Annotated in this window: 11 protein-coding genes and 2 pseudogenes; 5 read left to right on the forward strand and 8 right to left on the reverse strand. The window is 55.9% G+C overall.

What is annotated here, in order from left to right; all coding sequences use genetic code 11:
- Positions 1 to 356: 356 nt before the first annotated feature.
- The 4 genes from GOX66_RS01910 to GOX66_RS01925 form a co-directional block, all read right to left on the reverse strand.
- Positions 357 to 1,463: a lyase family protein gene (locus GOX66_RS01910; RefSeq protein ID WP_170759043.1), complete on the reverse strand. Its 1,107-nt coding sequence runs from the start codon at positions 1,461 to 1,463 to the stop codon at positions 357 to 359.
- Positions 1,456 to 2,970 (reverse strand): tripartite tricarboxylate transporter permease, encoded by a 1,515-nt coding sequence (locus tag GOX66_RS01915; protein WP_170759045.1) that lies wholly within the window; start codon positions 2,968 to 2,970, stop codon positions 1,456 to 1,458. Before GOX66_RS01915 ends, GOX66_RS01910 begins: the two co-directional genes overlap by 8 nt.
- Before the next feature lie 6 nt (positions 2,971 to 2,976).
- On the reverse strand, positions 2,977 to 3,444 hold the full coding sequence (locus GOX66_RS01920; RefSeq protein WP_170759047.1) for a tripartite tricarboxylate transporter TctB family protein: 468 nt from the start codon (positions 3,442 to 3,444) through the stop codon (positions 2,977 to 2,979).
- A 71-nt stretch (positions 3,445 to 3,515) separates the two neighbouring features.
- Complete coding sequence (locus tag GOX66_RS01925; RefSeq protein WP_170759049.1) at positions 3,516 to 4,475, reverse strand: tripartite tricarboxylate transporter substrate binding protein; 960 nt, start codon at positions 4,473 to 4,475, stop codon at positions 3,516 to 3,518.
- A 102-nt stretch (positions 4,476 to 4,577) separates the two neighbouring features.
- On the opposite strand from GOX66_RS01925, the gene GOX66_RS01930 reads away from it, so the two are divergent.
- Entirely contained in the window at positions 4,578 to 5,495 is a 918-nt protein-coding gene (locus GOX66_RS01930; protein WP_170759052.1) for a LysR family transcriptional regulator, read from the forward strand.
- A 417-nt stretch (positions 5,496 to 5,912) separates the two neighbouring features.
- Here the strand turns inward: GOX66_RS01930 and GOX66_RS01935 are convergent, their stop codons facing one another.
- On the reverse strand, positions 5,913 to 6,197 hold the full coding sequence (locus GOX66_RS01935; RefSeq protein ID WP_237212454.1) for an SH3 domain-containing protein: 285 nt from the start codon (positions 6,195 to 6,197) through the stop codon (positions 5,913 to 5,915).
- Between GOX66_RS01935 and GOX66_RS25735 the strand changes: the two genes are divergently transcribed.
- Together GOX66_RS25735 and GOX66_RS01940 are read left to right on the forward strand one after the other, a co-directional pair.
- Positions 6,094 to 6,339: a hypothetical protein gene (locus GOX66_RS25735; RefSeq protein ID WP_237212463.1), complete on the forward strand. Its 246-nt coding sequence runs from the start codon at positions 6,094 to 6,096 to the stop codon at positions 6,337 to 6,339. The genes GOX66_RS01935 and GOX66_RS25735 overlap by 104 nt on opposite strands.
- A 66-nt stretch (positions 6,340 to 6,405) precedes the next feature.
- Positions 6,406 to 6,918 carry a methyltransferase family protein gene (locus GOX66_RS01940; RefSeq protein ID WP_170759055.1) on the forward strand — a complete coding sequence of 171 codons (513 nt, stop codon included), beginning with the start codon at positions 6,406 to 6,408 and terminating at the stop codon, positions 6,916 to 6,918.
- A gap of 144 nt (positions 6,919 to 7,062) precedes the next feature.
- Here GOX66_RS01940 and GOX66_RS26125 read toward each other — a convergent pair whose 3' ends face one another.
- On the reverse strand, positions 7,063 to 7,701 hold the full coding sequence (locus GOX66_RS26125; protein WP_336508941.1) for a helix-turn-helix domain-containing protein: 639 nt from the start codon (positions 7,699 to 7,701) through the stop codon (positions 7,063 to 7,065).
- Here GOX66_RS26125 and GOX66_RS01950 point away from each other — a divergent pair.
- Positions 7,583 to 8,295 (forward strand): annotated as a pseudogene (locus GOX66_RS01950) (SPASM domain-containing protein); the annotation flags it as partial. The gene GOX66_RS26125 and the pseudogene GOX66_RS01950 sit on opposite strands and share 119 nt — an antisense overlap.
- Before the next feature lie 431 nt (positions 8,296 to 8,726).
- Here the strand turns inward: GOX66_RS01950 and GOX66_RS01955 are convergent.
- The gene (locus GOX66_RS01955; RefSeq protein ID WP_170759059.1) at positions 8,727 to 11,519 is read right to left on the reverse strand and encodes a bifunctional aconitate hydratase 2/2-methylisocitrate dehydratase; all 2,793 of its coding nucleotides are present in this window, start codon (positions 11,517 to 11,519) and stop codon (positions 8,727 to 8,729) included.
- 163 nt (positions 11,520 to 11,682) lie between these two features.
- On the opposite strand from GOX66_RS01955, the pseudogene GOX66_RS01960 reads away from it, so the two are divergent.
- Positions 11,683 to 12,177, forward strand: a pseudogene (locus GOX66_RS01960) (IS6 family transposase); the annotation flags it as partial.
- 80 nt (positions 12,178 to 12,257) lie between these two features.
- Here GOX66_RS01960 and GOX66_RS01965 read toward each other — a convergent pair.
- Complete coding sequence (locus GOX66_RS01965) at positions 12,258 to 12,749, reverse strand: antitoxin Xre/MbcA/ParS toxin-binding domain-containing protein (RefSeq protein WP_170759061.1); 492 nt, start codon at positions 12,747 to 12,749, stop codon at positions 12,258 to 12,260.
- Positions 12,750 to 13,022: the final 273 nt, after the last annotated feature.

Here is a 13,022-nt window from a genome sequence, read left to right on the forward strand (position 1 = left end):
AGACCTTGGAATTTACTCTTATGGCAGCTTCACTGCGCATCTTGGAGAACCCCAATTCGGGCAATCAATGCCCGGTTTGGGCTGGCAGCAGTTTTTGATCCCAGACAGGTGAAAGTGAGCTTTGTTGGCAGATTGTGCGTTCGGCTAGGCTTCGTTTTCGCGGTGGCAGCGAATGGCAAGGTTGACGGGCCGCGCAGCAGCATCCTGAAGTCGGGTTCAATTTCTCTTATGGGCCGTCCACGATGGCGTCCCTGATATCCCGCAATTCAGATTCTGCATCGGCTCCGATGGCCGCGAAGAGCCCAATTTGACTGATGCTGCGCTCGGCATGAACGTCTGCAATTGCCCTTTCATCTTCAACTGGGTTTCGCCTGTTTGTTCTGAAATTCAATCAGGACTGATCTCTTCATTGCATTGTCATCAACAACCAGAGACCGGAACATGCGATCTGACCACTTCAATGCGCCAGAAGTCAGCAGGAAGGACTCAGGCACCACTAGCCATTCGGCTATCCACGCACCACCCGAACGCTCGTGTTCGTGCAGTGTAAGCTCACCGATCTGTTCGGCGCGCTGGCGACCAAGACGGGCGACCGCCTCACCGAATTCGGAGGCTCGTTGGTTTTTCTTGTGCGCCATTGCCGACGAAGCGCCCTTACCATCCTCAGGGCGCTCGTAAATCTCACCAATATCCGAAGATGACAGCAGGTTTATGTTGTGCGCAATTTTGCAGAGGGTACTGCAGAGCCCGCCAAGCATGGTCACAATCTCAGCCACACCATCACGGGAATTCTGCCAATGCGGCTCGACTGTGTGCAGCCCCAGTGCGGCGGCAACGGCACGTTTGACCGCGTGACCATCGCCGTCTTCGTAGGCCTGCAGATCCCCCACGGGACCGCCGATCTGAGCATTCAGGCCACGCCCGGCAGCGTCCGAAATGGCTGCAAGGCGGCGCACTAGTTCGGATCGCCAGACCTGCAGTTTAGTTTCCAGCCGGATCGGCACCGCGTACTGCCCGTTGGTGCGCCCCATCATCCTGGTGCTGCCATGCAGTCCGATGTGCCGGTCCAATCCCTCGATAAGTCGAGCGACCCCGGTGCGGACCTGCTCCAGCCCATGCCGCATCTGCAGGCTCACGGCTGTGTCCATGATATCCTGGGTCGTGGCGCGGAAATGGACGAACCTTCCATACTCCCCCGCCAGTGTTCTCAATTGTCGGACCAGCCCGACAATAGGCCGTCCGACCAGTGCCATATCATCACGCAGCTGGTTCTGGTTGAGATCAGACACCGAGATCGCTTCGAGCGCTGTCGCAGCCTCGGCGGGGATAAGCTCGGCCGCGGCCTGACTTCGCGCCAGCGTTTGCTCGACCTTCAGCCAGGCCGAGATGGTGGCGTGTTCGGACCAGATCGCGCGCATATCCGCGCTGGAGAAACAGTCGCGGTAAATGCCGAACTCAAGCATCGCCCAAACCTCCCTCCGCCAGTTTGCGCTCTTTCATTATACCGCGGATACGGAAGGCGATAGCGCCGGCGCCCACAAGAATGAAGGCAAGTGCGATGGGCCGCTCGACGAAGATCATCGCCCCGCCATCGGACATAAGCAGCGCCTGGCGGAAGGTTTCCTCGGCACCTTTGGCCAGTACGAACGAGATCACGAAAGCTGCGATGTTGAAGTCGTATTTGCGCATCAGCCAACCGACAAAACCGGCACAGGTCATCACGGTGACGTCAAACATCGATCCGCGTGCCGAATAGGCGGCAACGAAAGCGGTCATGAAGATCAGTGGATAAAGCACGTTGGTCGGGATCTTAAGGATCAGCCGGGCCACCTGCGTGGCACCGAAATAGCCGATCACTCCATAGGCGATGATGCCCAGCATTCCGCAGGCGAACAGTTTGTAGACCAGTTCCTTGTCCGTCAGGAACAGTGTCGGGCCAACCTGAATGCCGTGGATGAGGAACACACCCAATAGGATCGCGCCAATGGTCGAACCCGGAATGCCCAGCGTCAGAAGCGGTGCCATAGACGGTCCGGAAACCGCGTTGTTCGCTGACTCGGGTGCGGCCACGCCTTCCAAGGCGCCTTTTCCCCATTGCTCGGGGTTATTGGCACGTCGTTTGCCCTCACCGTAGGATATAAAGGCCGCAATCGCCGAACCCAGGCCCGGCAATACGCCAATGCCCGCGCCGATAAGGCCGCCGCGCAGCGCATGGGGTAGACAGGGTTTGTATTCTTCCCATGTCAGTTCGTTGCCATCCGCCGAACTTTCGTTTTCCTTGGTCTCACCAGTTACCTTACGGCGTTCTTCGAGCTGGGCAAAAACCTCACCCAGAACAAACACACCGATCATCAGCGGTACCAAGCCGATACCGTTCGACAATTCGAACGAGCCGAAGGTGTATCGCTCTTCGCTGGAAATAGGATCAAGGCCGACCATAGCGACCAGAATGCCCAACAGCGCCGAAGCCAGCCCCTTGACGATGGATTTTCCGATCACCGACCCGATGACCACAAAAGCTGCGAAATAGATGGCAAAGGTCTCTGGCGGCCCCAGCTTGAGCGCGATGGCGGCGATGTAACCGACGCCGACAACCAGCAGGATGTCCCCCATAAGATCGCCAATGATCGACGAGATCGTAGCGACCTTCATCGCTTTGCCGGCCTTCCCGGCGCGGGCGAGCGGATAGCCGTCGATCTGCGTCGCCGCACTGGCCGCCGTGCCCGGCGTGTTGAACAGGATCGCGGCGATGGAGCCGCCATAGCGACCCGATTTGCCGATGACGTAGAGGAAGGCCAGCGCAAATAGCGGCGACATGTAAAAGGTAATTGGCAGCAGCATCGCAATTGCGGCCGAAGCGGTCAGGCCCGGAGTCGCACCCACGATCATGCCGACAGCGGCGGCAAGCACGATGGCGAACAACAGCATCGGGTCACTGATTACCGAAAGAAGGGCTGGGAAGATTTCCATGAGATGTTACCCCTGTATCCAGCTGAGCAGGTCGAACACTTCGCCATAGGGCGGAAAGACGCCAAGCAGCACGAAAAAGATGAGGTGGAAGAATAACGGGCAGGCAACGACCGATATGGCCAACCCGACCCAATTGCGCACGCCGAACATGTAAAGCACCACGGGCGCTACAATTGCAGTGGGCAGCAGATAGCCGAACCAGCGGAACGACTGCTGGTAGATCAGCGCGATGATGAACAGCACGACGATCTGAAAAGTTGCGCCGTTGTCCGAGGCGGTCGGCGCCGCCGCCGCAGGCTGACGCGATGCGCCCGCGATCAGGAGGGTCGACAGCCCCAGCAGAGCGACAGAGGCGGCAAAGGGCACAATCCCGGCCCAGGTATCTCCGGGTGAGGCCGCAGGCACTTGCCAGGCTCCCCAGATGGCCACAAATGAAATGGCCGCAAGCACCAGACCTTCAGCATAGGCGCGCATGACTTCCTCCCTGAATTATGCGTAGTCCGAATTGGGACCGGGCGGGCAGAACCAACCCGGTCCATTCGGGTTTAGTTTGTCAGGCTTTCGACCAGTGGAGCGGCGGCCTCTTTCATCGAGGTCAGCGTTGCCTTCGCGTCGGTTCCGTTCTGATAGACCGGGCCGGACCCGCGCGAGGCCAGAAGTTCGGCGAATTCAGGCTTGGCCGCGATCTGCTCAAGTGCTGCTTCCATGGCGGAAACAACTTCCGGCGGCGTGTCCTTCGGGGCGAATACGATCACCGGCGAGGAGACGGCGGCAAAGGGAATACCCAGCTCACCAAAGGACGGAACATCGGTCATGATACTATCGCGTTCCTGGCTGTTGACGGCCAGTGCGCGCAGTTGGTCTTCAAAACCGGCAAGCTGCTGAACGCCCAGGAAGCCAAAATCGGCCTGTTCACCGATCAGCGCAGCACGGGTCGGCCCGCCTCCTTTGAACGGCACATCCTGTGCTTCGATGCCATTGTTGGCCAGGAAGCCCAGACCGCCGACATGGTGGAAGCCACCACGACCCGAATGGGCCCAACGCAAGCTGCCCGGATCGGCCCTGGCCGCGTCTATCACGTCCTGAACCGACTGGAACGGGCTGTTTTTGGGCACCATCAAAGAGGTCTGTAACTGGCCGACCTGTGCGACAAAATCAAAGCTTTCCAAAGCGTCGATATCGGTGTCGCGCGTCATCGTCGACAACAGGAACGAACCGCCCGAGGTCATCATCATGGTATAGCCATCAGGACGTGCACCCACGACCGAGTTGGCACCATTCAGACCACCCGAACCGGGCTTGTTCACCACCACGACAGGGACATCCAGAATACCTTCGGCCGCAGCCGAGATGGCGCGGGCATAGGCGTCGGTGCCGCCACCGGCCTTGTAAGGTACAACAAGGTTGATCGGACGTTTTGGCCAGTCAGCCGCAAAACCGGCAGTGGCTGTCGCGGCAACGGCAAGAGCCGCCAGAGCAGTGCTTAGTATAGTACGACGTTTCATTGGGTCCTCCCTAACTCAGTCTTCCTAAGCCTATTCGCAAATGAGGATTGTTAAAAATGCAAAGATGTTATCTACTCTTGCAAAAAGTGAAAGGTCGAAGGGATGAACATCAAAGCACTGCGCGCCTTCACGGCCACGTTATCAGAGGGGTCCCTGGTCGCGGCGTCCGAGATTTTGTACCTGAGTCAACCGGCAGTCAGCCGATTGATCTCTGGACTGGAAGCGGAACTGAAACTCAAACTGTTTGACCGTAGTGGCCGCACTCTGACACCAACACCAGAGGGGCTTGCTTTTTACAGGGAAGCGGGCCGGATTCTGGATAATCTGGATGAAGTTCCGCGCATCGCCGCTGAAATCCGTGCCGGGCGCACTGAAACCCTGCGCATCGTGACGATGCCCCGGATTGCCCAATCGCTTTCAGCCCCGGCCGTCGCAAGGTTCCTGAACGTCAATCCCGAAACCAATGTCAGTCTGGATGTTCGTGCAAGGCGGGAAGCAGGTAAGTGGCTGGCTGGGAGAGAATACGATATCGGAATCGGTGCGTTGCCAGTCGATCACCCCGGCATCCTGACCAAACCCCTTCTTAGAGTTCGCGCACAGGCGGTATTACCCGCAGACCACCCGCTTGCCGCACGACATCAGCTTAACGCGAGCGATCTTGCCGGAGATCCGGTCATACGGCTTATGCATGGGCTGCTGCTACGCGATCAACTGGATGACATCTTCCGCTCAGAGGGCGTTACTCCAAGGCAAACCTGCGAGGTCGCTGCGTCGCAACTTGCCTGTTCACTGGTTGCAGAAGGCGCCGGAATCACTATCGCGGATGAGTTGGTCGCAGCACAAGGCGGATTAGCCAGACTTGCTCTCGTACCGGTAGTACCTGAACGCTGGATGACCTTTGGTTTGCTTTATCCGATTTCCCAGGAAAAAACAGAAGTTTTGAATGGGTTTGAAACGGCGTTATCTGAAGTTGTCAATGAATTGGTACGTCAAAGCCCGACGCTCGAGATGGTTCAATAAGACGTTAGGACCACCACGTTGCCCGCTGCGGTCTTGGCGGTAGAGGCAACAAATTGAGTTGAGATAGCAGTAGTGACGCCAAATTGCACCTTAACACTACAAATCAGCAAATCCGGACATTGGCCTAAGCGCAGAGAACGGCAGCAAAGTTGCACAGACTGTGAGTTCGAAAATCTTAGATATTCGCATGCGCGGCGAATGTCGGCTAAGCGGGCTGCGACCGAGGCATTGCGATTGGGTGTTGAATGTCTCTTATGGGCCGCAAGTGACTTCACCGATTCAATTGAAGGGCCGACTCCATTGTGGCTCGCATGTCAGTTCAAAGCTCATGTTAAGTAGTTCCAACTAGACGGAGAGGGCCTCTTCTGTCGACACTTCATGGATGCAGTTTAATTGATAACGCTGATCACCGTTGTTTCAAATTTTTCGCAAGTATGCCCAAGATACATATCCCTTAAGCCCACGTGCGCGCTCCAAGGAAACGCGGCACCATCGGGTGCCACCGGTTTGCTCGCAACTGTGAACTCGTAAGGCGGTTCCATTTGGCAAACCAACAATCACAATGTAGCCTGTACCAGGCCCAGCCCGCATTTTCAGCATGTCACCGTTTTCGACGCCAAATACCTCGTATCTTCCGAGCGAGGCAGCGGCTGCTGGTTCGACGTTCAAGATGGCCCCCAAGAACAATGCCGCTAGGGGCAAGAAGATTGCATTGCGCATCGCGTTGTCCTGCTATTTTGCCTCAATAGCAACCGTAGCAATTCAGGTCACCAAGATGAACAACTCAAAGACAGAAATGTGCGAATTACCAAAGCCTCTGGGCGATGACTATCGCGTCCAGTGATTTTTGCTAATGAAAATAAAGTGCGGAGCGATCCCGATGATCGACAAGATGCGGTAAGATTCCTCTATGTTTTGGCGCATGACTAAAGCGGTACTTATCCTTCCGGGTACAGCACTGATCTACATCCCGATTTTGATCCAATGGTTCAGCGAACGATGGCCATTTGGCGCAAGTGTGGGAACGCGTCTCCATTGGGCTGTGGCGGCGATGTTGGCTGTCCCCGCGCTTACCTTGGCTGCCATCACGATGAAACTGTTTGTTCTTGAGGGTTACGGAACTCCTGCACCGTGGGACCCACCTCAGAGATTTGTGGTCAGTGGACCTTATCGCTATGTGCGCAATCCCATGCTTTCATCGGTCATCCTGATGATTTTGGCTGAAGCCGTGGCGTTGAACAGCCCGCTCCTGCTCGGCTGGGCGTTAGTGTTCTTTCTCCTCAATACGGTATACTTCATATTCGTAGAAGAGCCGGGGCTGGAACGACGCTTTGGCGAGGAGTACCTGCGGTACAAGGCGGCGGTGCCACGATGGGTTCCAATGTTGCAGCCGTACGAACCCCCAGGCGCCAACGGCAGTTGAATAGCAGCTTTTACCGCGACGTGTGAGCTTGCTTATGACTTGATTTCGCTGTTGCCTGCAATGACGAGCCGCACCGCGGCATCACGTCACCTGATCGTGTGACCGCTTGGGGCCGAATGCTCGCTCAGATATTACTTACCCAAGCTAAGAGCTTTGTGCCCAGGTCACATCGGATTTCAATGGTTGAACAACAGCATCAGATCGCTGTTTTCCGGATGCGCGATATTCGATGGGCGCTTGTCCATACACTCTTCTGAATTCGCGATAAAAATTGGAACGCGACATGAACCCGGATTGCGTCGTGATCTCGGTAACGCTTTGATCTGTGTCGGCCAGCAAGCGTGCTGCATGAGCCAGGCGAAACCGGTTCACAAACTGCGACATGTTCATTCCCTGCGCTCTGTTAACCGCAGCGGACACGTCGCGGGCGGGAACACTCAGGCGTCTGGCAAGACGCTGTACGGTAATGTTGGGCTCAAGGTACAACTGATGCTTCTCCATCAGATTCTCCAGTCGCGTCAGAAGTTCGGCATCGTCTGTTTCTGGTGCCACTTTTGGATATGGCGCGGCACTCGACCTGGAAAACACCATCGGCAACGTAATCAGGGTGGCGAGCAGCAGAAAAACCATCGGAATGGTGCCATAAGAGATTAGTTGTGACGCATACCCGGGCGGGTTTGATCGCAAGATGAAGGTGGCGGCCGACATCAGGGGCCGGGGAATTCCTCTGACGCTGAATGCGGTGATGCACCGGCATAACCTGGACGATCTGGAACGCACCATCGAATGGCGGTCGAGATGCGCGCGCGCCGGCTTGAAGTGGCCTGCGTGCATTTTCACGGCTGGGCCACGAAGAACCGCAATCACCTGTTGCCAACGCGCGAGCAGACCATCGACGCCAAACGTATCGTGGCCGAGGCCGAGCAGCGGCTGCGCGGGACGTTAGCCTTCGACTTCGTACCGCCTGATTATTATGCGGATTTCCCCAAATCCTGCATGGGCGGTTGGGGATCGGCCGGGCTGAATGTAACGCCAAACGGGACGGTGATTCCGTGCCACGCGGCCGAGAGTATTCCGCACCTGACATTCGAATCCGTAAAGGATCGAAGGCTGGCGGAGATTTGGTTCGATAGCCCGGCGTTCAATGCCTATCGCGGCACCGACTGGTTGCCCAATCCGTGTCAGAGCTGTGACCGAAAGGAAATCGATTTCGGTGGTTGTCGTTGCCAGGCGCTGGCAATCTCCGGAGACGCATCGGCCCCGGATCCGGTTTGCGGAAAATCCCCGAACCATGGGCTGATCGCCAAGATTCTCGAGCAGGCGGCAAAGCCTACAGATACGCCCATGTTGTGGCGGGGCACGGTCTTGTCAAAGTAAATCGCTTTGAGGCGTGCGGGGGTACCCAGGGTTCTTGCAGGCAGAGCAAACGAAACTGGTCTGAGATTGCTGGAGTTATTGTGCCTCCGCCGATGCCGAAAAAGCCCCGTTTCTGCAATCGCAGCATCATCAAGGCAGGTGCACAGGTCGAAAGGAACGCGTTTGCGGACACCATCCCGAAGCACGTTCTGGGGCATTGAAATCCTATTCGGTAACCTACACTGGAAGACAAGACAAGGAACGTTGCATGGTCCGCGCCGATGCAACTTTTCCTGATTGGCTTTTCACGTGGGTTGCGACCGCGCGTCTGGAATAGTGTCCGATGCGGTGCCGCATGTGGGGCTTGGGTGGCCGAGGCTAATTTCAACGGCTCCTACTGCGCGGTACTCTAAACGGGCGCGGCTCGTTGCCGCCGCGCCCGAAATAGGAATTTAGAAGTGCGCCGAACGGGACATGGCAGGTTTTTCCAGTGGCGGTGCAAATTTGGTCAGATCGATACCCTCGACAGCCACTTTGTACTCTTCAAGCGTTGGCGTACGACCCAGGATCGCTGACAGAACAACAACCGGTGTCGAACCAAGAAGAGATTCACCTTTCTTTGTCTCGCTGTCCGCAACAACCCGGCCTTGGAAAAGGCGCGTGGAGGTGGCCAGAACAGTATCACCCTTGGCGGCTTTTTCCTGGTTGCCCATGCAAAGATTGCAGCCCGGACGTTCGAGATAGAGGATGTTTTCGTACTCGGTTCGTGCCACTTTCTTGGGCGCTGCATCGTCGAACTCGAACCCGCAGTATTTTTGAAGAATCGCCCAGTCGCCTTCTTCCTTCAACTCGTCGATGATGTTGTAGGTCGGCGCAGCCACCACCAAGGGTGCCTGGAATTCGACCTTGCCATATTGTGCCTCGAGATTGCGCAACATCTGAGCGACGATCTTGATGTCCCCCTTATGCACCATGCACGAGCCGACAAAGCCCAGATCCACCTTCTTTTCTGCGCGGTAGAACGAGATCGGGCGGATCGTGTCATGCGTATAGCGCTTGGAGACATCGGCGTTGTTCACATCCGGATCGGCGATCATGGGTTCGATGATCTGGTCCAGGTCGACCACGACTTCGGCGAAGTAGTTGGCATTGTCGTCGGGCCGCAGCGCCGGCTTCTCGCCCGAACGGATTTGCGCGATGCGGTTGTCGGCAATGTCGATCAGACCTTTCAGCATCTGGACATCGTTGTCCATGCCTTTGTCGATCATGATCCGGATACGGGACTTGGCGATTTCCAGCGACTCGATCAGCGTCTCATCGTTGGAGATACAGATCGAGGCCTTGGCCTTCATCTCGGCTGTCCAGTCAGTAAAGGTAAAGGCCTGGTCCGCCAGAAGCGTGCCGATATGCACTTCGATGATACGGCCCTGGAAAACATTGTCGCCGTGCTGGGCCAGCATCTGAGCCTGCGTGGCGTGCACCACGTCACGGAAATCCATGTGCGGCGCCATTTCACCCTTGAAGGTCACCTTGACAGACTCTGGGATCGGCATTGTCGCTTCGCCGGTGGCGAGCGCCAGGGCAACCGTGCCCGAATCCGCGCCAAACGCCACGCCCTTGGACATCCGTGTGTGGCTGTCACCTCCGATGATGATGGCCCAGTCGTCGACGGTGATGTCGTTCAGCACCTTGTGAATGACGTCCGTCATCGAGTGATAGACCCCTTTGGGGTCCCGTGCGGTGATCAGGCCGAACTTGTGCATAAAGGCCATCAAGCGCGGCGTGTTGGCCTGTGCCTTTAGATCCCAGACCGACGCTGTGTGACACCCGGACTGATAGGCGCCATCCACGCTGGGCGACAACACCGTTGCGGCCATGGCCTCAAGCTCCTGGCTGGTCATAAGGCCCGTGGTGTCCTGAGAGCCCACGATATTAACTTTGACACGCACGTCCGAACCGGCATGCAGCACTTTGCCCGGCGTTGTGCCGCGCGCATTGGCGTTGAAGATTTTTTCGACCGCGGTCAGACCCTGTCCTTCGTGGCTGATTTCCTTTGCCGGGGCGAAAGCAGATTTCAGTTCGATGCCAAGCGTTTCGCAGGCGAATGTCTGCAGTTTCTTGCCAAAGACGATGGCGTATGAGCCGCCGGCCTTCATGAATTCCATCTTCTGCGGAGTGAAAGAGCCAGCCATGTCGACCAGTTCCTGGCTGCCATCGGCGCTGTACAGCTTTTTCTCTTTTGTGTTGATCTTGAGGACAGTGCCGGTTTCGACCGAATAGCGCTGTTCGAGGATCGGGTTGCCGTCATTGTTGAGGATCGCCTTGCCGTCCTCGTCAACCTTCTTGACCCAGTTCTTAAGATCGACCCCGATCCCGCCGGTCACGCCCACGGTTGTCAGGAAGATGGGGGATATGCCGTTTGTGCCGGCCACGACTGGCGCGATGTTGACGAAGGGCACATAGGGGCTGGCCTGCTTACCGGTCCACAGTGCCACGTTATTGACACCCGACATCCGCGAAGAACCGACACCCATCGTGCCCTTTTCCGCGATCAGCATCACGCGCTTGCCCGGGTGCTGCAGCTTGAGCGCCTCGATTTCCTTTTGTGCCGCTTCCGAGATCAAGCACTTGCCGTGCAGTTCGCGGTCTGAGCGTGAATGCGCCTGGTTACCCGGAGACAGAAGGTCGGTCGAGATGTCGCCTTCGGCGGCGATATAGGTGACGACCTCAATCTCTTCATCTACGTCGGGAAGCTTTGTGAAAAACTCGGCCTTGGAATAGCTTTTCAGAATTTCGGCAGCAATTTTGTTGCCCGCTTCAAAGGCTTCTTTCAGCCGGTCTGTGTCAGCCTCATACAGAAACACTTGTGTCTTGAGGACTTCGGCAGCTTGGACCGAAAGAACCTGATCCGCGCCCAAAGCGATATCCAGCAGCACTTCCACCGACGGGCCACCCTTCATGTGAGACAGCAACTCGAACGCGAAAGTCGGCGTGATTTCTTCTACAACCACTTCACCAAGGATGATCGCCTTGAGGAACTTCGCCTTTTCACCTGCAGCGCTGGTTGTGCCGGGCAGCGTATTGTAAATGAAAAAATGCAGCGAGTCCGCGCGATGCGGATGACTGGCGTCCTTGATTTGTTCGGCGATTTCCTTGATCAGCGCGCCATCATCGATGGGTTTGGGGCTCAGGCCCTGTTCTTTGCGCGCTTCGATTTCATCCAAATAGTCTGAATACTGGCTCATGGCTGGTTCCGCTTTGTATGATTCATCTGATTTGTGGGGAGTGGGGCACTCAATTAGACCACTGTTGTATGCATCGGTATACAATTCGTGTGGGAGTTTCAAGAAGAGTCTTGTCAGAAGAGCTTGTCTTGAGGCGGGCCGGGGGCTTTCGTAGCCTCGGTTTATGAATAAACGATCACAATTCAGGGAATTCAAGACCAGTTCCGAGAACATCCGCTTGCCGGTGTTGCTTTACGTTCGACTTCCTCTGTCGCTTCGATATGTGGAAGATCTGCTCCACGAAGGTGGCATCGAAGTATGCCATTAAATTGTTCGCTGCTGGTGGAACTGCTTCGACCCCATGTTCGCATCAGAAATCCGAAGAATACAGGTCCAGCTGTTGTGGGCATACTCAAAGTCGAAATGACATGTGGACGAAGTTAACGTGAAGATCAATGGCAAGCGGCACTACCTGTGGCGCGCCGTTGATCATGAAGGCGAAGTGCTTGAAGCCATTGTCACCAAACGACGGGCCAAGCAGGCAGCTTTGAAATTCCTCTAGAAACTGATGCAACGACACGGTGCGGCGGATGAAGTCGTCACGGATCGCTTGGTGTCATACCAGGTTGCACTCAGAGTACTCGGTGCGACGGAGAAGCAGAAAGCGGGCAGGTGGCTTTGTCCACGGAGCAAAAGTTGGCGGGGTGATCGTTCAACGGCTACTGCCGATTTTGTGGGAAAACAACGTATTGCAAGTGTCTAACGCAATAGCCTTGCGCCCGCATAACTCGCCACGTCGACAACCCGACCATCGCCAGTTTGAAGGCAATTTGCCGGGGTTTCACCTCCAAGTTCGGCATGGGGTGTGGTCATCCAAAATGCACATTGCCACGGCGTCACTTCTTCGGGTAGTGCCTCCAAAATTGGTTCCATTAAAGGAAGCGGAGTTCCGTCTTCATCAAATTGGAAGGACGGATACGTTTCGGCCCCGTCATAGGGTACGGCGAAGATTTTCCCGGTTCTCTTCCAGATATCGCCTATCCGCGTGATCTGCCAAGAGCCTGACTTCCATCGGGCATGTACCGCGCTATCGTCCAGCAGCGGGTAATTTCGGGCAAACTCATCCATTCGGATGTCATTGACGGCACTACAGTGCCCTTCGAACTTGGCCAAATACATCTGCGTACTCACTAACAACACACAGATATCATATTGCCAGAAGTTCACTCTCGCCAAAGTAAACTGGTTCATATTCAGGGTATTAATTTGGTCGCGGATAGGCTTCGCGGTTTATGCGATTGAAATAAAATGATATTTTATGAAACGGTGGCATGTTCAGCACAATTCGAACTAATCAGGTTCTTGGTTTTGTGGCAAACTAGGAGAGTAATCTTTGTAATCAGAGGTGATTAACCACGAAACAGCGTGAGGTTTTAGCGAAGGGAATTGTAGTTGAACAGGGCTTAAGGTGGGCACGGTGCTGGTTGCTGGCTGGAGGTTTGCGGATTGCGACTGCAAGTCTAA

It is taken from the genome of Ruegeria lacuscaerulensis (genome assembly GCF_013031245.1).
GTDB lineage: Bacteria > Pseudomonadota > Alphaproteobacteria > Rhodobacterales > Rhodobacteraceae > Ruegeria > Ruegeria lacuscaerulensis_C.

Bases quoted from the DNA above. Each gene is read 5' to 3' on its own strand.
- GOX66_RS01910 (WP_170759043.1), bottom strand. From the start codon at position 1,463: ATGCTTGAGTTCGGCATTTACCGCGACTGTTTCTCCAGCGCGGATATG.
- GOX66_RS01915 (WP_170759045.1), bottom strand. From the start codon at position 2,970: ATGGAAATCTTCCCAGCCCTTCTTTCGGTAATCAGTGACCCGATGCTG.
- GOX66_RS01920 (WP_170759047.1), bottom strand. From the start codon at position 3,444: ATGCGCGCCTATGCTGAAGGTCTGGTGCTTGCGGCCATTTCATTTGTG.
- GOX66_RS01925 (WP_170759049.1), bottom strand. From the start codon at position 4,475: ATGAAACGTCGTACTATACTAAGCACTGCTCTGGCGGCTCTTGCCGTT.
- GOX66_RS01930 (WP_170759052.1), top strand. From the start codon at position 4,578: ATGAACATCAAAGCACTGCGCGCCTTCACGGCCACGTTATCAGAGGGG.
- GOX66_RS25735 (WP_237212463.1), top strand. From the start codon at position 6,094: ATGTCACCGTTTTCGACGCCAAATACCTCGTATCTTCCGAGCGAGGCA.
- GOX66_RS01940 (WP_170759055.1), top strand. From the start codon at position 6,406: ATGTTTTGGCGCATGACTAAAGCGGTACTTATCCTTCCGGGTACAGCA.
- GOX66_RS26125 (WP_336508941.1), bottom strand. From the start codon at position 7,701: ATGGTGCGTTCCAGATCGTCCAGGTTATGCCGGTGCATCACCGCATTC.
- GOX66_RS01955 (WP_170759059.1), bottom strand. From the start codon at position 11,519: ATGAGCCAGTATTCAGACTATTTGGATGAAATCGAAGCGCGCAAAGAA.
- GOX66_RS01965 (WP_170759061.1), bottom strand. From the start codon at position 12,749: ATGAACCAGTTTACTTTGGCGAGAGTGAACTTCTGGCAATATGATATC.